Origin of the sequence: Streptomyces sp. BK239, assembly GCF_004217285.1 — a bacterium.
Lineage (GTDB): Bacteria > Actinomycetota > Actinomycetes > Streptomycetales > Streptomycetaceae > Streptomyces.
In genome coordinates this window covers 365,952-386,651 of sequence record NZ_SHKS01000001.1, presented here as the reverse complement: position 1 = coordinate 386,651, position 20,700 = coordinate 365,952, and the positions used below count along the sequence as shown (strand labels likewise).

16 protein-coding genes and 1 pseudogene are annotated in these 20,700 nt (G+C 72.0%); 11 read left to right on the top strand and 6 right to left on the bottom strand.

Features of this window, described 5'->3' with window-relative positions; translation table 11 throughout:
• Nucleotides 1–24: 24 nt before the first annotated feature.
• Nucleotides 25–837, bottom strand: a complete 813-nt coding sequence (locus tag EV567_RS01720; RefSeq protein WP_130436767.1) for an Fpg/Nei family DNA glycosylase — start codon at nucleotides 835–837, stop codon at nucleotides 25–27.
• Nucleotides 838–910: 73 nt separating this feature from the next.
• Complete coding sequence (locus tag EV567_RS01715) at nucleotides 911–1,396, bottom strand: ribose-5-phosphate isomerase (RefSeq protein WP_130436766.1); 486 nt, start codon at nucleotides 1,394–1,396, stop codon at nucleotides 911–913.
• 229 nt (nucleotides 1,397–1,625) lie between these two features.
• On the opposite strand from EV567_RS01715, the gene EV567_RS01710 reads away from it, so the two are divergent.
• Complete coding sequence (locus EV567_RS01710) at nucleotides 1,626–3,098, top strand: amino acid permease (RefSeq protein ID WP_130436765.1); 1,473 nt, start codon at nucleotides 1,626–1,628, stop codon at nucleotides 3,096–3,098.
• A gap of 60 nt (nucleotides 3,099–3,158) precedes the next feature.
• Here EV567_RS01710 and EV567_RS01705 read toward each other — a convergent pair whose 3' ends face one another.
• Entirely contained in the window at nucleotides 3,159–4,718 is a 1,560-nt protein-coding gene (locus tag EV567_RS01705) for a serine/threonine-protein kinase (RefSeq protein ID WP_242620680.1), read from the bottom strand.
• Nucleotides 4,719–4,975: 257 nt separating this feature from the next.
• Between EV567_RS01705 and EV567_RS01700 the strand changes: the two genes are divergently transcribed.
• Nucleotides 4,976–5,692 carry a hypothetical protein gene (locus tag EV567_RS01700; RefSeq protein WP_130436763.1) on the top strand — a complete coding sequence of 239 codons (717 nt, stop codon included), beginning with the start codon at nucleotides 4,976–4,978 and terminating at the stop codon, nucleotides 5,690–5,692.
• Between the two features lie 118 nt (nucleotides 5,693–5,810).
• On the opposite strand, the gene EV567_RS01695 is transcribed toward EV567_RS01700, so the two are convergent.
• The gene (locus tag EV567_RS01695; protein WP_130436762.1) at nucleotides 5,811–6,389 is read right to left on the bottom strand and encodes a biotin transporter BioY; all 579 of its coding nucleotides are present in this window, start codon (nucleotides 6,387–6,389) and stop codon (nucleotides 5,811–5,813) included.
• 462 nt (nucleotides 6,390–6,851) lie between these two features.
• Here EV567_RS01695 and EV567_RS01690 point away from each other — a divergent pair, with 462 nt between their 5' ends.
• The 7 genes and pseudogenes from EV567_RS01690 (at nucleotide 6,852) to EV567_RS01660 (ending at nucleotide 14,961) form a co-directional block, all read left to right on the top strand.
• Nucleotides 6,852–8,099 (top strand): ROK family transcriptional regulator, encoded by a 1,248-nt coding sequence (locus EV567_RS01690; protein ID WP_130436761.1) that lies wholly within the window; start codon nucleotides 6,852–6,854, stop codon nucleotides 8,097–8,099.
• A gap of 255 nt (nucleotides 8,100–8,354) precedes the next feature.
• Nucleotides 8,355–9,422: an ABC transporter substrate-binding protein gene (locus EV567_RS01685; protein ID WP_130436760.1), complete on the top strand. Its 1,068-nt coding sequence runs from the start codon at nucleotides 8,355–8,357 to the stop codon at nucleotides 9,420–9,422.
• A 5-nt stretch (nucleotides 9,423–9,427) separates the two neighbouring features.
• The gene (locus EV567_RS01680) at nucleotides 9,428–10,270 is read left to right on the top strand and encodes an ABC transporter permease (protein WP_130436759.1); all 843 of its coding nucleotides are present in this window, start codon (nucleotides 9,428–9,430) and stop codon (nucleotides 10,268–10,270) included.
• Nucleotides 10,246–10,980: an ABC transporter ATP-binding protein gene (locus EV567_RS01675; protein WP_130436758.1), complete on the top strand. Its 735-nt coding sequence runs from the start codon at nucleotides 10,246–10,248 to the stop codon at nucleotides 10,978–10,980. The genes EV567_RS01680 and EV567_RS01675 overlap by 25 nt, the downstream gene beginning before the upstream one ends.
• A 167-nt stretch (nucleotides 10,981–11,147) precedes the next feature.
• Nucleotides 11,148–12,485: an LLM class flavin-dependent oxidoreductase gene (locus EV567_RS01670; protein WP_130436757.1), complete on the top strand. Its 1,338-nt coding sequence runs from the start codon at nucleotides 11,148–11,150 to the stop codon at nucleotides 12,483–12,485.
• Between the two features lie 12 nt (nucleotides 12,486–12,497).
• Nucleotides 12,498–13,472: pseudogene (locus tag EV567_RS01665) on the top strand (TauD/TfdA dioxygenase family protein).
• 112 nt (nucleotides 13,473–13,584) lie between these two features.
• Nucleotides 13,585–14,961 (top strand): amino acid permease, encoded by a 1,377-nt coding sequence (locus tag EV567_RS01660; RefSeq protein ID WP_130436756.1) that lies wholly within the window; start codon nucleotides 13,585–13,587, stop codon nucleotides 14,959–14,961.
• Between the two features lie 281 nt (nucleotides 14,962–15,242).
• On the opposite strand, the gene EV567_RS01655 is transcribed toward EV567_RS01660, so the two are convergent.
• Nucleotides 15,243–15,902, bottom strand: coding sequence for a DsbA family protein (locus tag EV567_RS01655; protein WP_130436755.1), 660 nt, complete (start codon nucleotides 15,900–15,902; stop codon nucleotides 15,243–15,245).
• Between the two features lie 137 nt (nucleotides 15,903–16,039).
• On the opposite strand from EV567_RS01655, the gene pepN reads away from it, so the two are divergent.
• A complete protein-coding gene (gene pepN, locus EV567_RS01650; protein WP_130436754.1) occupies nucleotides 16,040–18,643 on the top strand; it encodes an aminopeptidase N in 2,604 nt (867 codons plus the stop codon).
• Between the two features lie 234 nt (nucleotides 18,644–18,877).
• Entirely contained in the window at nucleotides 18,878–19,963 is a 1,086-nt protein-coding gene (locus EV567_RS01645) for a hypothetical protein (RefSeq protein WP_130436753.1), read from the top strand.
• A gap of 112 nt (nucleotides 19,964–20,075) precedes the next feature.
• Here the strand turns inward: EV567_RS01645 and EV567_RS01640 are convergent, their stop codons facing one another.
• Nucleotides 20,076–20,540, bottom strand: coding sequence for an NUDIX hydrolase (locus tag EV567_RS01640; RefSeq protein WP_207228648.1), 465 nt, complete (start codon nucleotides 20,538–20,540; stop codon nucleotides 20,076–20,078).
• Between the last annotated feature and the right edge of the window lie 160 nt (nucleotides 20,541–20,700).

Sequence of the window (20,700 nt, the reverse complement as noted above, 5' to 3'; positions counted from 1 at the left end):
CTCGAAACGCGCCCTGGGGCGGGTTCAGCGCTTCTGGCAGGTCGGGCACCAGAAGAGGTTGCGGGCGGCGAGGTCGGCGGTGCGGACGGCCTCGCCGCAGAGGTGGCAGGGCTGGTGGGTGCGGCGGTAGACGTAGACCTCGCCGCCGTGGTCGTCGACGCGGGGCGGACGGCCCATCGCCTCGGGGGTGTGCTCCGGGCGGACCGTGTCGATGCGGTTGTCGCGGACGCCGTCGCGCATGAGAGCGGCGAGGTCGGCCCAGATCGCGTCCCATTCGGCGGGAGTGACGTCCCGGCCCGCGCGGTACGGGTCGACGCCGTGCCGGAAGAGGACCTCGGCGCGGTAGACGTTGCCGACGCCGGCGATGACCTTCTGGTCCAGCAGCAGGGCGGCGATCGCTGTCCGGCTGCGGGAGATCCGTCGGTAGGCGATGCCGGGGTCGGCGTCCTCACGGAGCGGGTCGGGGCCGAGCCGGGCGTGGACCGCCTGCTTCTCGGCGTCGGTGATCAGGGCGCAGGTGGTCGGGCCGCGCAGATCGGCGTACGACGTCCCGGTCGCGAGGCGGAGGCGGACGGTGTCCGTGGGCGGGGGCGCGGGGGCGTCGCCGAAGGTGACCTTGCCGAAGAGGCCCAGGTGGATGTGGATCCAGGAGGGCGCGGCGCCGAAGCCGAGGAACAGGTGCTTGCCGTGGGCCTCGGTACGGGTGAGGGGGGTGCCGGTGAGGAGGTCGGCGGCGTCGCTGAACTTGCCCTGGGGGCTGGTGAGACGGGGGGCCGTGCCGGCGAAGCGGGCGGCGTAGTCCTGTGCCAGCCGGTGAATCGTGTGCCCTTCCGGCACTGAGCGCCGTCCTTCCGCTGCCGTCGTCTCCCCGGTCCCCGCCCGGCCCGGTGGTCGGGCGGGGTGGGGTGGATTACTGCTGGGGGTGGTGGGGCGGGATCGCGGGCAGCTCGCCCGTCGTCTCGTAGTCCGACAGCATGTCGATGCGGCGGATGTGGCGTTCGTCACCCGAGAACGGGGTGGCGAGGAAGGTCTCGACGAACTTCGTCGCCTCGTCCTGGGTGTGCATCCGGCCGCCGATCGCGACGACGTTGGCGTTGTTGTGCTGGCGGCCGAGAGTAGCCGTCTCCTCGCTCCAGGCGAGGGCCGCGCGCACGCCCTTCACCTTGTTCGCCGCGATCTGCTCGCCGTTGCCGGAGCCGCCGATGACGATGCCGAGGGAGTCGGCGTCGGCGGCCGTCCGCTCGGCGGCGCGGAGGCAGAAGGGCGGGTAGTCGTCCTGGGCGTCGTAGATGTGCGGGCCGCAGTCGACCGGGTCGTGGCCCGCCGCCTTCAGCCATTCGACGAGATGGTTCTTGAGTTCGAAGCCGGCATGGTCCGAGCCGAGATACACGCGCATGGGACGAGTGTGACACGCGTGTTGCGGGGTAGCAGCGCGGGGTGTCGGGCCCGAAAAACCTACGTGCCCCATTGGAACCTCAGGAAAACCTCAAGTAACGATCCGGATTCAAAGGTTCCCGAATCCGAATGCCTCGGATTCACTGGACCGGCTCGTACACCCCCTTGTACGGCCCGTACATCCGCTCGTACGGGAGTCACACCCCGCGGCGCAAAGGAAACCCCGTTCCATGACTTCGCAGCCGACTCTGACGAAGGCCGAAAACGGCCCCGGAGGCCCTGAAGAACCCGGGCCCGGTCTGCAGGCGGGCCTCAAGAACCGCCATCTTTCGATGATCGCCATCGGCGGCGTCATCGGTGCCGGACTGTTCGTAGGATCCAAGACGGGCATCGCCACCGCCGGGCCCGGCATCCTCCTTTCGTACGCCCTCGTCGGCACGCTCGTGGTGCTGGTGATGCGGATGCTCGGTGAGATGTCCGCGGCCAACCCGACGTCCGGCTCCTTCTCCGCGCACGCCGACCGCGCGCTCGGTTCCTGGGCCGGCTTCTCCATCGGCTGGCTGTACTGGTTCTTCTGGGTCGTCGTCCTCGCCGTGGAGGCGACGGCGGGCGCGGAGATCCTCGAGGGCTGGATACCGGCGGTGCCCCAGTGGGGGTGGGCGCTGATCGTGATGGTGGTCCTGACCGCCACCAACCTGGTCTCCGTGGGCTCCTACGGCGAGTTCGAGTTCTGGTTCGCCGGCATCAAGGTCGTCGCCATCGGCGCCTTCATCGTCGTCGGCGGGCTCGCCGTCTTCGGCCTGCTGCCCGGCGTCGACAGCGACAAGGCCGGCATCGGCAACCTCACCGAGCACGGCGGCTTCCTGCCCAACGGACCGGGCGCGATTCTCACCGGTGTGCTGCTCGTCGTCTTCTCCTTCATGGGCAGTGAGATCGCGACGCTGGCCGCCGGCGAGTCCGAGGACCCGCAGCGCGCGGTGACGAAGTCCACCAACAGCATCATCTGGCGTATCGGCGTCTTCTACCTCGGCTCGATCTTCGTCGTCGTCGCGCTGCTGCCGTGGAACGATCCCTCCATCAAGGAGAAGGGCTCCTACGTCGCCGCCCTGGACTCCCTCGGCATCGGCAACGCCGGTCAGATCATGAACTTCATCGTGCTGACCTCGGTGCTGTCCTGCCTGAACTCCGGTCTCTACACCGCTTCCCGGATGGCGTTCTCGCTCGGCCGTCGCGGCGACGCGCCCAAGGCGTTCGCGCGGACGAACAGCCGTGGCGTGCCGATGGCGGCGATCATCTCCTCCGTGGTGTTCGGGTTCGTCGCGGTCTTCTTCAACTACAAGTTCCCGGACTCCGTGTTCCTCTTCCTGGTCAACTCCAGCGGCGCGGTCGCGCTGTTCGTGTGGCTGGTGATCTGCTTCTCGCAGCTGCGCATGCGGAAGATCATCCAGGCGGAGTCCCCGGAGAAGCTGGTCGTGCGGATGTGGCTGTACCCGTACCTGACCTGGGCGGCGGCCGCGCTGATCGTGTTCGTGCTCGGCTACATGCTCACCGACACCGAGCACGACGGCCGGGAGACCGTGCTGCTGTCGCTGCTCGTCGCGGCGGTCGTGATCGCCATCGCCTTCGTGAAGGAGAAGGTGAAGGGCAAGACCGCCGCCGCGGTTCCGGCCGTCGCGGAGGACACCGTCCCGGTCGAGAAGTAGCCGTACGTCCGTCCCACCGGACCGTCGAAGGGGCCCGCCCGTGCGGGCCCCTTCGCGCGTTCAGAGCACGGTGAAGCTGTCCTTGACCCTCTCGTAGATCCGCAGCGCGCTCGTCTCCACGGCCGGCTGGTACCAGGTGTCGACCTGGTACGTCGTCCCGTCCTGGGTGAAGCCCAGCAGGACGGCGTGCCAGGGGACGCCGCCGAGGGTGAAGGCGTACTCCCACACGACCGCCGGCCGGCCCCGGAACGTCGCCTCCTCCAGACGGATCTTGCGGTAGCCCCGGCCCTGGCGGGCGTTCCTCTCGGAGGTCCGCCAGGTCTCCATCAGATCGCCCCGGGCCAGGGAGGACTTGGCGACGAGCTCCTGCGTGCCGTCCGGGGAGGTGTAGTGCACCTCCGCTCCCGTCTTCAGGTCCCGCCGCCATCCCCGGGGCGTCGCCCACGCGTACCCGCCGGCCTCCTGGTGCGCGCCCGGCGGCAGACTCGGCGGCCGGTACGTCCCCGCCACGGTGGGCGAGGAACCGCCGGGGACCGCAGTGGCGCTGGGGCCGTTCGTCGTGCCGGAAGCCGTGACCGCGGGGCTCGGCCGCGGCGAGGCGCCGGTCCCGTCGGCTCCGGCCCCGCCCGCGGACATCGCGGCCCACACCACTGCGCCGGCCACGCTCACGGCCACGGCGCCCACCGCGGCCCACCGCACCGTGCGGCGGCGCCGGGCGGGGCCGGTGGACCCGGCCGGCGCCGACGGATCCGGACGGGCGACCGTGGGCGGGGCCGGCCCGCGTTCCGTCGCGACGCGTGCCCGATCCGCCCCGTCCACCCCGGCGGCGGGCGTCCCGGCCGGGTGCGCGGGCAGGGTCGGGGTCGGAGCGGGGAAGGCCACCGGGCGCAGGGCGGTCTCCAGGGCGTCCAGGTCGGCGCGCAGCGACGGCTCCTTGCGCAGCGCCGCTGTGAGGATCTCGCGCAACGGGCCCGCACCGGAGGGGAGTTCGGGTTCCTCGTAGAGCACGGCGTGGAGGGTCGCGAGGGTGGTGCCGCGGGAGAAGGGGGAGTGCCCGGCCAGGGCGGCGCAGAGGGTGGCGCCCAGCGACCAGACGTCCGAGGCCGCGCCCTGGGGCCTGCCCGAGACCCGCTCGGGAGCCATGTAGTCGGGGGAGCCGACCAGCATGCCCACCATGGTGAGCGCCTTGGCGTCCTGGATCGCGGCGATGCCGAAGTCGGTGAGGACCACGCGCCGCCCGCCGTCGTCCAGGAGGACGTTGCCCGGTTTGATGTCACGGTGCAGGACGCCCCGCGCGTGCACCTGGCGCAGCGCGGCGATCAGACCGAGGCCGATCCGGGCCGTCTCCCTGGGGCCGAGCGGGCCCTCCTCGGCGGTGAGGCGCTCCAGGGAGCGTCCGGCGACCAACTCCATGACGATCCAGAGGCGTTCGCCCTCGTCGACGACGTCGTAGATCCGTACGACACCGGGGTGGTCGATGCGTGCGGTGGCGCGGGCCTCGCGCAGGGCGCGTTCACGGCGGGTGCGGCCGTCCTCGGCGTCGAGGCCGTCGATGCGCATCTCCTTCACCGCGACCACCCGGTCGAGCATCTCGTCGGCGGCGCGCCACACCCGCCCCATTCCCCCCTGCCCGATCACTTCGGCCAACCGGTACCGGCCCGCCACGACAAAACCCTGGACACCGCCTTTCCCCGTGTTCCCAGCGTTTTCCGGAATTCCTGGGTTCCCCGCGCTCCCCGGCAATTCGCTGCACCCCCTCCATTGCCAGACCCCTGGAACACAATGGTCACACTTGGTGGCGTACCAGCATAGTGCGGAGAAATCTTGTGGTACCTCTTCAAGTACTGCGAATTCAGGCGCAGCCAAGGGGGACGAACATGAGTTCTCGTGGTACGACGACCATCGCCGGATCGCTGATCGCGGCGTCTTTCTCGGCGGTGATGATTCTGGCCCTGCCCGCCGCCGCGGGCGACCCGGGGCCCGGGTCCGGCAAAGGGGGGAAGGCCGTCGACGCGGCGCCCGCGGGCGTGAAGATGAGCACGCTGCTGCCGGAGCGGATCTCGGTCGACAACGCCTCGCACGAAACGGTGATCACCGCCACGTTGCGCAACGAGGGGACCAACGGGAGCGGCGACGTCAGACTGCTGGTCGTCGGGTTCGACGGGCTGACGGTGAAGAACGTGGCGGGGTGCTCCGCGATCACGCGGAAGGATCTCCCCGAGGGCGCGAACAGCGGTTTCGCCTGCCCGGTCGGTGAACTCGCCGCCGGCGCGTCGAAGTCGTACGCGGTCGGCGCGACCTTCGACACGGGCCGGAAGGGGAGGATCTGCCTGCCCGTCCAGAGCGCCGACGGGGCGAAGACGTTCTGGCAGCAGGGCCCGGTGCCGTTCGGTACGACGAACCCGTCGCCGAACGCGCCCGCGACGCCCCTGCTGCTCGGCACGGACAACACGCCGGCGGCGCCGGGCGGCGACGAACTACCCCGGACCGGGCCGGCCGTCCTGCCGTGGTGCGCGGCCGGGGCGGCGCTGATCGTGGTCGGCGCGGCCGGACTGCGGTGGTCACGGCGGCGTCCGCCAGGGCGCGAGGCCTGATACGGAGAGTGCGCCGTGGCCCTCTCCCACGGCGCACGGAAGAGGCCCGCTCGGGGCAGGTGGTCTGCCCCGAGCGGGCCTCTTCCGGTGTCGGCGCCGGAGTCGGACCGGCCGTCGCTCAGCGGTTCGCGAACTTCCAGGCGGTCGGCAGCAGGCCCATCGCCAGCGCGGCCTTGAGGGCGTCGCCGATCAGGAACGGGGTGAGGCCGGCCGCGATCGCGGCGGAGGCGGAGATGTCGGCCGCGTAGGCCAGGTACGGGACGCCGACGGCGTAGATGATCGCCTCGCCGATCAGCATGGCGCCCGCCATGCGCCACACGCCGCGGTCCGCGCCGCGCCGCGCCAGGGCGCCGACGACGGTGGAGGCGAGGAGCATGCCCAGGACGTAGCCGAAGGACACCGCGCCCGCGCCGGAGCCGGCTTCGGCGAACCAGGGGACGCCCGCGACGCCGGCCACGGCGTAGAGGGCGAGGGCGAGGAAGCCGCGCCCGGCCCCCAGGGTGGTCCCGACGAGCAGGGCGGCGAAGGTCTGGCCGGTCACCGGCACCGGGGAGCCGGGCACGGGGACGGCGATCTGGGCCGCGAGGCCGGTGAGCGCGGCGCCGCCGAGCACGAGCGCGGCGTCCCGGACACGGGAGGCCGGGAGGAGGTCGGCGAGGACCTGTCCGGGGCGGACGGTGGTGGCGGCGATGCTCATGGGGGCTCCGCGGGACGTGGACGGTTCGGGGACACGGCGACGCTATCCCAGCGGGAGCGGTCCGCTCACCGTCAGTGGTCGACAAACGGATGATCGGCGGCTTGGTGGGCTCCGGACAAAGGATGGGGGTTACACCCGTACGGACGTGACTCCGGTCACTGAGGTGACGTGGCACGGGCTACGGGGAGCCGGTGACGCACGTCTGTAGGGTTCCACCAATCGTGGCGCGGGCGTGGACCGGGCCCGTCTCGCCCGTCGGTCACCGTCTGGGCAGCCGTGGACGGCTTTGCTAGCTTCTGGCGCATGGTCGCCCAGTCCCTCAACTTCTCGTCGCGTCGCCATGTCGACCTGCGACGCGTGGGCACGGCCGCCTGTCGCCGGCGAATGTGAGGCGGGCGGAGCCGATCCGTGGCGCCTCCTCAGCGCAGGCGCAGTGTCGGACCGGCCCCGAGGAAGTTCTCCATGCCCCGTACCGCTGTTTCTCCCCTGACGACGTCTCCTTCGTTCGCCGGAGCCCCGCCCTCCCCCGTCTCCCGTGTCGCGGACAGCGACCGGCGGCGGACCAGCGCCAGTGTGGTCCTGCGGTCGGTGCTGGAGCACGGGCCGGTGGCGCGCAGCACCATCGCGCGGGTGACCGGGCTGTCCCCGGCGTCCGTCACCGACCACTGCGCGCGTCTGTCGGAGCTGGGGCTGATCCGGGAGTCGGCCGTGCTGCGGCGCAGCAACGGGGTGGGCCGTCCGCACGTCCCCGTGGATCTGGACGACTCGCGGTTCATGGTGGGCGGGGTGCACGTGGCGGTGCCGTACACGACGGTCGCGCTGCTGGATCTGCGCGGGCGGGTGGTGGCACGGCGCGAGCTGCGGCACGAGGGGCGCGGGGGCGCCGAGCCCGGCGCGGTGCTGGCGCGGGCCGCCGACGGGCTGAACGCTCTGCTCGGCGAGGCGCCCGGGGGCCGGGCGCTCGGGGTGGGCGTGGCCGTGGGCGGCTGGGTCGACCGGGACTCGGGGACCGTGGTCGAGCATCCGCTGCTGGGCTGGCGGGACGTGCCGGTGCGGGAGGCGTTCCGCGCCCGTGTGGGGCTGCCGGTCCAGGTGGACGGGCACGCGCGCGCACTGGTGAACGCCGAGCGGCTGTTCGGGCGGGCGGGCGGCGGGCGCAGTGTGCTGCACCTGTTCGCCGGCAACGTCGTCGACGCGGCGTTCGCCACCCATGACGAGGTGCACCACGGACCGCGCTCGCAGGCCGGCGCCATCGCGCATCTGCCGCTGGCGGGGGGCGACGAGCCGTGCGAGTGCGGCCGGGTGGGCTGCCTCCAGGTGGAGCTGAGCGAGCGGACGCTGTGCCGGCGGGCCCGGGAGGCAGGGGTGATCGACGGGGACAACCCGATGCACGTGGTCGCCGCGGCAGCCGACGGGGACCCGGTGGCCGTGCGGCTGCTGGTGGGGCGGGCACGGCTGGTGGGGCGGGCCGCGGCGCTGCTCATGGACGTGCTCAACCCGGAGAGGGTGGTCGTCACCGAGGTGGGCGCGCTGCACCGGGAGGACTGCCTGGCCGCGGTGCGGGAGGAGGTCGGGCCGGACCGGGCGGCGTCGGTCGCGCCGAGCAGCTTCCCGGACTCGGTGCTCGCGGTGGCGGGCGGCGCGGTGGCTCTCGACGTGCTCTACCGGGATCCGCTGGCGGTCTCCGCCCGGCTGCGGCCGGCCGCCTGAGCCGGATCGACTTAATTCAGAAACTCCGAATGTTGACAGGGTTCGCACCCGGACAGGAACATCTTTCCCATGAGCTGTCGCACCCTCTGTCGCTGACGCTCCCGGCGCGCCGGGAGCGCGCCTTCTTCCCGCCTCGCGGCGCGGGAATCCACGCCTGATCAAGGTTGTGTGAATTATTTCACCGGGCTCTTTCGCGTCCGGAATTCCACCTGCGGTGTCCCTGCCTTTCCGCTGTTTTCCCCTGGGGGTCCTTCCATGCCCGTTTCCCGTGCGTCCGGCCTCGACCGGCGTCTCTTCCTCACTTCCCTGCTCGGCGCCACCGCCGCTGCCGCCGGACTGAGCGGATGCGCCGAGAGCAGCGCGGCCGCCGGGTCCGAGGCCGCCTCCACCGCCGCGATCCCGGCCACGGTGCCCGCCGGCACCAGCCTGAAGATCAGCTCCTTCCAGAACGTCCAGCAGCTCCAGTTCAAGCTGGCGAGACTGCCCGAGCTGCCGTTCAAGGTGTCGAGCTGGCTGAACATCGGCGCCGGTCCCGACGTCATCAACGCGTTCCGCTCGAAGTCCCTGGACCTCGCCAACAACGCGGGCATCCCGCCGATCCAGGCGCACTACCAGGGCTTCGACGCGAAGATCGTCGCGATCAACCTCACGCGCAAGCCGAACTACCTCTTCGCCACCAGGCCCGGCAGCGACATCGGGAGCGTCGCGGACTTCAAGGGCCGCAAGCTGGCGTTCTCGCAGGGCCAGGCGCAGGGGGTCGTCCTGCTGCGGGCGCTGAAGAAGGCGGGCCTGAAGTACGACGACGTGGACCTCGTGCCGCTGACCAGCAACCAGTTCCTCACCGCGCTGCAGTCCGGCCAGGTGGACATCGCGCCGCTGGCCAACAGCCAGGCCCCGGCCTATCTGAAGCAGTACGGGGCGAAGGGCGCCCACACCATCGCCACCGACGTCGTCGACCTGCTCAACCTGCTGTGGGCGCCGGTGTCCGTGCTGAACGACCCGGCCAAGGCCGCCGCGATCGCCGCGTACATCCCGCAGTGGGCCAAGGGCCTGGTCTGGCAGTGGGAGAACCCCGACGTCTGGAACGAGGAGTTCTACGTCAAGACGCAGAACCTGAGCCCGGAACAGGCCAAGGACATCACCGCGCTCGCCAACAAGCCTCTCTTTTCGCCCAGTTGGAGCGAGGCGATCAAGTGGGAGCAGGAGACCGCGGATCTGCTCGCCGAGGGCGGGTTCGTGAAGAAGTTCGACGTCGCCGAGCTCTTCGACCACCGCTTCGAACACATCGCCGCCCAGTCCGTGCCGGCCGAGTACCGGAAGTGACCGCCATGACCGCCACCACACTGCACACGGCCACCCCCGCCGCCGTCTCCGACGAGCGCCCCCGGGAACGCCGCCGAAGGCTCGCGCCCGGAAAACAGCTCCCCGCCGCCCGGCTCACCGGCCCGCTGCTGCTGCTCGCACTGTGGGCCGCCGCGTCCGCCGCCGGACGGCTCGACCCCGCGGCGATCCCCGCGCCCTGGACGGTGGTGGAGACCGGCGTCCGGCTGTGGACCGAGGGGACGCTGACCACCGACATCCTCACCTCGCTGCAACGGGCCGGCTCCGGTTTCGCGATCGGCCTGGCCGCCGGCGTGACGCTCGCGCTCGTCTCCGGGCTCTCCCGCACCGGGGAGGCGCTGATCGACGGGACGGTCAACCTCAACCGGGCCATCCCGACCCTCGGTCTGATCCCGCTGTTCATCCTCTGGCTGGGCATCGGCGAAACCTTCAAGATCGCGATCATCGCCATCGTCGTCTACGTCCCGATCTACCTCAACACGCATTCCGCGCTGGCCGGCATCGACCACCGGTTCGTCGAACTCGCCGAGGTGCAGGGGCTGTCCAGGCTCCGGTTCATCCGGCAGATCGTGATCCCCGGCGCCCTGCCCGGCTTCTTCGTCGGGCTGCGGCTCGGCGTGACCGGCTCGTGGCTGGGACTGGTGGTCCTGGAGCAGATCAACGCCACCAGCGGCCTCGGCTACATGATGTTCCAGGCCACGAACTACGGCCAGTCGGACGTCATCCTCGTCGGCCTGGTCGTCTACGGAATCTTCGGCCTGGTCTCCGACAGCGCGGTCCGCATCGTCGAACGGAGGGTGCTGTCGTGGCGCCGCACACTGAGCAACTGACCCGTCCCGCCGTCCGGTTGAGCGGGCTCACCCGCTCCTTCGACGGACGGACCGTCCTGGACGGCATCGACCTGGACATCCCCGCCGGACAGTTCGTCGCCCTGCTCGGGCACAGCGGCTCCGGCAAGTCCACCCTGCTGCGGGCGGTCGCGGGACTCGACCACGAGGTCACCGGCAGCGGGCAGCTGAGCGCGCCCGAAAGGGTGTCGGTCGTCTTCCAGGACTCCCGGCTGCTGCCCTGGCGGCGGGTGCTGCCCAACGTGCTCCTCGGCCTCGACGGCAAGGACGCCGAGGCCAGGGGCCGCGCCGCGCTCGCCGAGGTCGGCCTCGCGGGACGCGAGCGGGCCTGGCCGAACGAGCTGTCCGGCGGCGAGGCGCAGCGGGCGGCGCTGGCCCGCTCCCTGGTGCGCGAGCCCGAACTGCTCCTCGCCGACGAACCGTTCGGCGCGCTCGACGCGCTCACCCGGATCAGGATGCACACCCTGCTGCGCGAGCTGTGGGAGCACCACCGGCCCTCGGTGCTGCTGGTCACCCATGACGTGGACGAGGCGATCGTGCTCGCCGACCGGGTCCTCGTCCTGGAGCACGGCCGGATCGGCGTCGACCTGACCGTCGACCGCCCGCACCCGCGCTCGTACCGGGACCCGCTGCTCGGGGAGTACCGCGAGCGGCTGCTGGCGGCGCTGGGCGTCACCGAGGACATCGCCTGACCGGCGGCCCGGGTGGCCGCCCTGCGGGGGCTGCCGCCCCCACGCCCCCGCTTCGGCCCTGAACGGGCCTCGTCCTCGACTTCCCCCAGAGGGGGCGCCCCCGGCCGGGCTGGACAGCCCGGCCGGAACTTCAGAAGTCCTCCCCCTGTCCAGAGCAAGGGACATCCATGACCCGGCGACTGCACCTCAACGCCTTCCTGATGAACACCGGCCACCACGAGGCCTCCTGGCGGCTCCCCGAGAGCGACCCGTACGCCCACGTCGAGCTGGGCCACTACGTCAGGCTCGCCAGAACCGCCGAACGCGGCACCTTCGACTCCCTCTTCCTCGCCGACGGACCGCAACTGTGGGGCGACATCGCCCAGCGTCCGGCCGGCGCGCTGGAGCCGCTCACGCTGCTGACCGCGCTGGCCACGGCGACCGAGCACATCGGCCTGATCGCGACCGCGTCCACCTCCTACAACTCCCCCTACAACCTGGCCCGCAAGTTCGCCTCGCTGGACATCGTCAGCGGCGGCCGGGCCGGCTGGAACATCGTCACCACCGCGGGCGCCGAGGCCGCCCGCAACTTCGGGCTCGACGCCGAGCCCGCGCACGCCGAGCGGTACGCCCGCGCCGCCGAGTTCCTCGACGTGGCGCTGAAGCTGTGGGACAGCTGGGAGGACGACGCGATCGTCGCCGACAAGGCGGCCGGCGTGTGGGGCGACGACGCGAAGATCCATCCGCCCCGGCACAAGGGCCGGTACTTCAGCGTCGAGGGCGCCCTCAACGTCCCCCGCTCGCCGCAGGGGTACCCGCTGCTGGTGCAGGCCGGGTCCTCGCAGGACGGGAAGGCGTTCGCGGCCCGCTACGCGGAGGCCGTCTTCACCGCCCAGCAGACCGTCGAGGACGCGCGGGCCTTCTACGCCGGCCTCAAGTCGCTCACGGCGGCGGCCGGCCGGGACCCCGAGCACATCAAGGTGCTGCCCGGGATCGTGCCGGTGCTCGGCTCGACGCAGGCCGAAGCGGAGGCGAACGAGCGGCTGCTGGAGGACCACATCGTCCACGAGCACGGCGTCCGGCGGCTGGAGCAGTTGCTCCAACTCGAGCCGGGGACGCTGGAGCTGGACGCCGAGCTGCCCGCCGGCCTGCCGTCCGAGGACGCCGTCGAAGGCGCCAAGAGCCGCTACACGCTCGTCGTCGCTCTGGCCCGACGCGAGCGGCTCACCGTGCGGCAGCTGATCGGGCGGCTCGGCGGCGGCCGAGGTCACCTCACCGTCGCAGGGACGCCCGAGCAGGTCGCCGACACGATCGAGACCTGGTTCACCCAGGGCGCCGCCGACGGCTTCAACATCATGCCCGCGGTCCTGCCCTCCGGTCTGGAGGCCTTCGTCGACCACGTCGTCCCGATCCTGCGCGCCCGCGGCCTGCTCCGCACGGAGTACGACGGCCGCCACACCCTGCGGGAGCGCTACGGCCTGCCCCGCCCCGCCAACCAGCACGTCCACACCCCCGCCCTGGTCTGAAAGGACACCCCTGTGAGCGACATCCGGATCACCAAGGTCACCGCGAACATCGGCGCCCGCGTCTTTGGCATCGACATCTCCCCCCCCTGGATGAGGAGAGCGTCGCCGCCGTCCGCGAGGCCCTCAACGTCCACAAGGCGCTGGTCTTCGACGACGTGAACCTCGACGACGAGGGCCACCAGGCGTTCGTCCGCCACTTCGGCGACCTGACCACCGCCCATCCGACGGTCGGCGCGGTGGAGGGCTCGCCGAACGTGCTGCCCGTGGACAGCGAGCGGGGCCGCGCCAACCACTGGCACACCGACGTCACCTTCGTGCTCAATCCGCCGCAGGCCACCACGCTGCGCAGCATCACCGTCCCGCCGTACGGCGGCGAGACCCTGATCGCCAGCTCGGCCGCCGCCTACCGCGACCTGCCCGAACCGCTGCGCCGACTGGCGGACGGCCTGTGGGCGGAGCACACCAACGACTACGACTACGCCGTCCCGGACGAGGCGGTCGACGAGGAACAGGCCGCCCAGCGCGCCCGGTTCACCTCGATCAAGTACCGCACCACCCATCCCGTGGTGCGGGTCCACCCTCCCCCACCTCTCGGCTTCGCTCGAGTCGGGGGGACCCCCATCCGGTGAACGGGGGCTGTTCATCGGCGGGTTCGCTCAGCGGATCGTCGGCCTGTCGGTGGGCGAGTCCCGCAAGATCCTGGACCTGCTCCAGTCGTACGTGACCCGCCCGGAGAACGTCCTGCGTCACCGCTGGTCGCCGAACCAGCTGGTGATCTTCGACAACCGCATCACCCAGCACTACGCCGTCGACAACTACGACGGGCAGCCGCGCCGGCTGCACCGGGTGACCCTCGCCGGGGACGTCCCGGTGGGCGTCGACGGCGGGAAGAGCAGGTCGGTGGAGGGAGACGCGGCGCACTACACGCCCGTGGCCGCTCCCGGGCCGGCTCCGGTGGCCCGGGAGGCGGCGACCGTAGCGGCGTAGACACGGTCGGTCCGGCAGATGTCCGGATAGTGGTCGGCCCCTGCGCCGGTGCGCGGGGGCCGACCAGACTGGCGGCGTTTTTTGTCCTCCGAGCATTGGACGAGTCGCGCCCATGCCCAGCACCACCGCCGACGCTCCCCCGGAGTCGGACGCCGCCCTGTCCCACGGCCTGAAACAGCGCCACCTGTCGATGATCGCCCTCGGCGGGGTCATCGGCGCCGGACTGTTCGTCGGTTCCGGCGAGGGCATCGCCGCCGCCGGCCCCTCGATCGTCCTCGCCTACACCCTCTCCGGCCTGCTGGTGATGCTGGTGATGCGGATGCTGGGCGAGATGTCGGCCGCGTACCCGTCGTCGGGTTCCTTCTCGGCGCACGCCGAGCGGGCGATCGGGCCGTGGGCGGGCTTCACCTCCGGGTGGTCGTTCTGGGTGCTGCTGTGCACGGCCGTCGGCCTGGAGGGCATCGGCGCGGCGGAGATCGTCACCGGCTGGCTGCCGGGCACGCCGCAGTGGGCGTGGGTGGCGCTGTTCATGGCGGTCTTCTGCGGGGCGAACCTGGCCGCGGTGAAGAACTTCGGCGAGTTCGAGTTCTGGTTCGCGGCCCTCAAGGTCGGTGCGATCACCCTGTTCCTGGTGCTGGGCGTGCTGGCGATCGCCGGGGTCCTGCCGGGCACGGACTCCCCGGGGACCGCGCATCTCGCCGACTTCTTCCCCAACGGCGGTGAGGGCCTGGTCGTGGGCCTGCTCGCCTCGGTCTTCGCCTACGGCGGTCTGGAGACGGTCACCATCGCCGCCGCCGAGTCGCCCGATCCGGTGCGCGGGGTGGCGAGCGCGGTCCGCACGGCGATGTGGCGCATCGCGCTGTTCTACGTCGGCTCGATGGCGGTCGTCGTCACCCTCGTCCCGTGGAACGACCCGAAGGTCGCAAAGGAAGGCCCCTACGTCGCCGCCCTGGACCAGCTGGGCATCCCGGGCGCCGGTCAGCTGATGAAGGTCGTGGTCCTGGCCGCCCTGCTGTCGGCGATGAACGCCAACGTCTACGGCGCCTCGCGGATCGCCTACTCGCTGGTGCGGCGCGGGCAGGGCCCGAAGGCGCTGGGGCGGGTCTCAGGCGGGGTGCCGCGGGTCGGCGTCCTCGCCTCGTGCGCGTTCGGGTTCGTGTGCGTGCTGCTCAGCTACTGGCGGCCCGACGACGTCTTCCCCTGGCTGCTGAACATGATCGGCGCGGTGATCCTGGTCGTGTGGGCGTTCGTCGCCGTCTCCCAGCTGCGGCTGCGCGGCCGGCTGGAGCGGGAGGCGCCGGAGCGGCTGACGGTGCGGATGTGGGCGTTCCCGGTGCTGACCTGGGTCTCGCTGGCGGGTATGGCGGCGGTGCTGGTGCTGATGGCCCGGGAGCCGAACACGCGCGTGCAGCTGTACTCGACGGGGGCGATGACGGCGTTGCTGGCGGTGGCCGGCTACCTCTGGCAGCGCAGGCGCCCCGCGCCCTGACGCCTCCTGCCCGACCCGCGAGGCCCCCGTGCGACCGGCATGGGGGCCTCGCCTGTCTTCCCCGTCGGCGGCGGGCGCGATCGCCGGACGCTGTTCGCGCCGCACTGTTTGTTGCTACCGTGCAGTTGCAAGCTGCTCGCAACAAGCTGTGCGAGACGCCCTGCCTCGTGATCGTCTTCTCACCCTTCACGGCGGCGGCGGAAAGAAGGAGACCCCCCGCGAGGACGTGACTCGCGGGGGTCTCCCGTCTCAGGCCCCGTCATGACCCGGCGGGCCGCACCTCACAGGTTGCTGAAGTCCGGGCCCTTCGTCCGGCTCCGCTTGAGCTCGTAGAAGCCGGGGACGGAGGCGACCGCGAGGGTGCCGTCCCACAGGCGGGCGGCCTCCTCGCCCTGGGGGGTGGGGGTGACGACCGGGCCGAAGAACGCGATCTGCTCGCCGTCGGGGCCGGGCACCGCGATGACCGGGGTGCCGACGTCCTGGCCGACCTTCTCTATGCCCTCCTTGTGGGAGGCGCGCAGCTCGGCGTCGAACTCGAAGTCCTCCTGGTCGGCGTAGTCGATGAGGTCGGCGGGCAGTCCCGCGTCGGCCAGCGCGCCGGCGACGGCCTCCAGGGTGGGGCCCTCACCGTTGTTGTGGAAGCGGGTGCCGAGCGCGGTGTAGAGCGGGCCGAGGACGTCGGCACCGTGCTTCTGCCAGGCGGCGGTCACCACACGGATCGGCTTCCACGCCTTGGTGGCGAGCATCTCGCGGTATTCCTCGGGAAGTTCGTCGAGCTTGTCCTCGTTGAGGACGGCGAGGCTCATCACATGCCAGCGCACCTCGATGTCCCGGACCTTCTCCACTTCCAGGACCCAGCGGGAGGTCATCCAGGCCCAGGGGCACAGCGGGTCGAACCAGAAGTCGACGGGGGTCTTGCCGGCGGTGGCGCTCTCGGACATGTCTCTCCTCGGCAGGAAGCGTTTGGGGGTGGAACGCGCCGCCCGGGCAGGTCATTCCCCGGTGTTCCCGGTCAGGGGCGCATGGCAGGATCGGTGCTGTCCTGCGACTTGCGTCAACGCCCGAGGGAGTACCGCCCGTGCCCGGTGAGAACCTGTCCCGCGACGAGGCCCGGGAGCGGGCCGCCCTGCTGTCCGTCGACGGGTACGACGTGTCCCTCGACGTGCGCTCGGCGGTGAACGACCCGGCGGGAGGCGGCGAGGGGGCCGGGGAGGGTCCGCGCACCTTCCGCTCCGTCACCACGATCCGCTTCCGCTGCAACGAGCCGGGCGCGTCGAGCTTCGCCGACCTGGTCGCCCCGAGCGTGACCGCCGTCACCCTCAACGGGCGCGATCTGGACCCCGGCGAGGTCTTCGACGGCTCCCGCATCCTGCTGGAGGACCTGGCCGCGGAGAACGAGCTGGTCGTCGACGCGCAGTGCGCGTACTCCCGCACCGGCGAGGGCCTGCACCGCTTCGTCGACCCCGAGGACGGCGAGGTCTACCTCTACACGCAGTACGAGCCGGCCGACTCCCGCCGGGTCCTCACCACCTTCGAACAGCCCGACCTGAAAGCGCCGTTCCGCTTCGAGGTGCGCGCGCCCGAGGACTGGGTGGTGTGGAGCAACGGCGTGGGCGAGCGCGCCGACGGGGTGTGGCGGTTCGCCGAGACGAAGCCGATCTCGACCTACATCACCTGCGTGGTGGCGGGCCCGTACCACTACGTCACGGATCGCTACGAGCGGACGTTCGAGGACGGCACCCGCTTGGAGATCCCCCTCGGCGCGCTGTGCCGCAAGGGCCTCGCGCCGTACTTCGACGCCGACGACGTCTTCGAGATCACCAAGCAGGGCCTGGACTTCTTCCACGACCACGTCGACTACCCGTACCCCTTCGGCAAGTACGACCAGGCGTTCGTTCCCGAGTACAACCTCGGCGCGATGGAGAACCCGGGACTGGTGACCTTCCGCGAGGAGTACATCTTCCGGGGCAAGGTGACGCGGACGTCGTACGAGGCGCGGGCCAACGTCATCCTGCACGAGATGGCGCACATGTGGTTCGGCGACCTGGTCACCATGCAGTGGTGGGACGACCTGTGGCTGAAGGAGTCGTTCGCCGACTTCATGGGCTCCTTCTCGATGGTCGGGGCGACCCGCTTCACCGACGGCTGGATCACCTTCGCCAACCGCCGCAAGGCCTGGGCCTACCGCGCCGACCAGCTGCCGTCCACCCATCCGATCACCGCCGACATCCGCGACCTCCAGGACGCCAAGCTCAACTTCGACGGCATCACCTACGCCAAGGGCGCGTCCGTCCTGAAGCAGCTCGTGGCCTACGTCGGGCAGGACGCCTTCCTGGAGGGCGCCCGGCGCTACTTCAAGCGGCACGCGTACGGCAACACACGCCTGGGGGACCTGCTGTCGGTGCTGGCCGAGACCAGCGGGCGGGACATGGGCGCGTGGGCGCGGTCCTGGCTCCAGACGGCCGGCGTCAACTCGCTGACCCCACAGGTGCTGCTGGACGCCTCGGGGCGGATCGACGAGCTGGCGGTGCTCCAGGAGGCCGCCGAATCCCATCCCGAGCTGCGCCCGCACCGGGTGGCGATCGGCCTGTACCGCCTGCGGGAGGGCCGGCTGGAGCGGTACGCCCGCGCCGAGGCGGACGTCGACGGTCCGCGCACGCTGGTGACGGAGCTGGCGAGCGCGGACGCGCCGGAGCTGGTCCTGGTCAACGACGAGGACCTGACGTACTGCAAGATCCGCTTCGACGACACCTCGCTGGCGACCCTCAAGGCCCACCTCGGGGACGTCACCGACCCGCTGGCGCGCGCCCTGTGCTGGTCCGCGCTGTGGAACCTGACCCGGGACGCGCTGTTGCCGGCGCGGGACTTCGTGGACCTGGTGCTGCGGTTCGCGGGGCGCGAGTCCGACATCGGGGTGCTCCAGATGCTGCACGCCTGGGCCGGCTCGGCCCTCGTGCACTACGTGAGCCCCGCGTGGCGGCCGGTCGGCGAGCGGCTGCTGGCCGAGGGCGCGCTGGCCGAGCTGCGGTCGGCCGGGCCGGGCGGCGAACACCAGCTGGCGTGGGCCCGGTTCTGGGCGTCGGTGGCCTCCTCGGGGGAGGACTTCGAGCTGCTGCGGGGGCTGCTGGACGGCACCGCGAAGATCGACGGCCTGGACGTGGACCAGGAGCTGCGCTGGGCGTTCCTGGAGCCGCTGGCCGCGCACGGCGTCGTGGACGAGGGCGTGCTCGCCGCCGAACTGGCCCGCGACGACACGGCGTCGGGCAAGCGGCACCAGGTCCGCTGCCTGGCCGCCCGCCCCTCGGCGGCGGTCAAGGCGCAGGCGTGGGCGCAGCTCGTGGAGTCGGACGCGCTGTCCAACGCGCTGGTGGAGGCGACGATCGCGGGCTTCGCGCAGCCCTCGCAGCGGGAGCTGCTCGCGCCGTACGCGCCGAGGTACTTCGAGGTGATCGAGCGGATCTGGGAGGAGCGGTCCATCCAGATCGCGATGCACGTGGTCAGGGGGCTCTTCCCGGACCTCCAGGACTCCCCCGGCACGCTGGAGGCGACGGAGGCGTGGCTCGCGGCGCACGAGTCGGCGCCGCCGGCGCTGCGCCGGCTGGTGCTGGAGGCGCGGGACGACCTGGCGCGGGCGCTGCGCGGGCAGGCCTGTGACGCGGCCGCCGAGGCCGGTACGGGCTGACGCCCGGGGGGCTGCCATGGAAGCCCGAGCTCTGGCCTGAGATCCGGCGGTCCGTGACCGTTACGGAATTCAGGCAATCCGACCCGTAACCCCTGGCTCCCGTCGTGCGGACCAGGGGTTTCCGGTGCCTACTCGGCATCCGAACACCCGTCCTTTAGTGCGGGCTTGTCCTCATTTGTCGACGAGCGTGTAACAGCGGTTACAGGGCGGATCGGACGCGGGAACCTCCCAGGCATGAACCACAACACCCCCCTCCCCCCGGCCTCCCCCCGCCCCCTGCGTCACCTCTCGGACGTCCAGCGCCGGGTCATGACGACGGCCCAGCTCCGCGCGCACGGCGTCTCCCCCGCCGCGGCGGGCGAGCAGTGCCGCGCCGGCGGCCCCTGGCAGCAGCTCCTGCCGGGCGTGTTCCTGCTCCACCCCGGACCGCCGACCAGCGAGGAGCGGCTGCACTCGGTGCTGCTGTACGCGGCCCGCGAGACGTCGCCCTCCGGGGTGCCGGCACAGCCGGGCGCCGGGGAGCCGCACCGCCCGGTGTACGCGGAGGCGATGATCACGGGCCTGGCGGCGCTGACGCTGCACGGCTTCCCCTCCGCGCCCCCGCTGCCCTCCCTGGAGCGGATCGACGTCCTGGTCCCCTGCCGGCGGCGGCTGCGCTCGGCGGGCTGCGCCCGCGTCCTGCGCACGCCGGACCTGCCCGTCGCCGAGGAGGCCACCGGGCTCCCGGTGGCGCCGGTGCCGCGCGCGCTGGCGGACGCGGTGGCGGGGTTGACGGACGCGGGGGCGGTCCGGCGGCTGCTGTCCGACGCGGTGCGCGGGGGGTACTGCGAACCGGCCGCGGTGGTACGTGAGTTGAAGCTGGCGAAGCTGCTGGGCCGGCCGCACGTGGTGGCCGCGGTGGACGCGCTGCTGGCCGAGGGGCGGTCGATCGCGGAGGACCGCCTGTACGCGATGGTGCGCCACCACGGTCTGCCGGACCCGGTGTGGAACGTGGACCTGCGGCTGCCGGGCGGCCCGCACCTCGGCGGGGTGGACGCGTACTGGCCGGAGCAGGCGGTGGCGGTGGAGCTGGACACCCGCGCGCCCCGGCCCCGGCGCCGGCCGGACGACGGGCCCGACGCCGGGCAGGAGGACGAGGCGATGTGGTCGGAGTACGCGCGCAAGCGCGAGCACCTGGAGCGGCTCGGCATCACCGTCGTGCACATCACGCCGAGGAAGCTGCGGGAGTGCATGGAGCAGCAGGCGGCGGTGGTGCGCACTGCCCTGATGGCCTCGGGGGACCGCGATCCGGCCGCGTACGTCGTGGTACTGCCCCAGTAGTGGGGCGGCGGAGCCGACAGCAGGAGGGGAGAGGAGGGGCCGCCGGGCCGAGGGAGTTCGCGCCCCTCAGGCCGGCGGCCCCTCTTCGTGTCACCGGCCCGTCCGGTGCGGCTCACACCACGGGCGTCGCGGACAGCCGTCCGTTCGCCGGGCGTTCCCGCCACAGGCGCAGCGCCGTGTCGATCAGCGGCACCCGGGTGAGGGCGGGCACGTCGGCCAGGTCGTGCCAGGCGGCCGTGTCGGTGGAGCCGCCGATCTCGTCGCGCAGCTCCCCTCCGACGATCCGGCCCTCGTAGACGATGCGCACGCCGTGGTGGTCGACGGGAGCGCGCAGCCGTTCACCGCGCAGGACATGGCGGACGGAGTCGACGCCGAGCAGGCCCGTCACCTCGATGCGGTACCCGGTCTCCTCCTCCAGTTCGCGCACGACGGTGTCGTACGGGTCCTCGCCGTGCTCCATCCCGCCGCCGGGGAGCACCCACTCGTAGGTGCCGCCGGGGGCCGGTGAGCGGGCGAGCAGGAGCCGGCCGTCACGGACGCAGACGGCGTAGGCCGCCACCCTCAACTTCTCGCGCATCGGGGGAGGTTACCCATACGCCGGCGAACGGACGCTCCACGGGCGTGACTTGGCGCGGGCAAGCGTCTCCGGCGAACCTTAAAGCCGTCATGGGGCGTTTCATCCGCTTTCGGCGCTCATCTCCGCAATGGCCATCGGGGGTTTTCCCCATACGTCCATA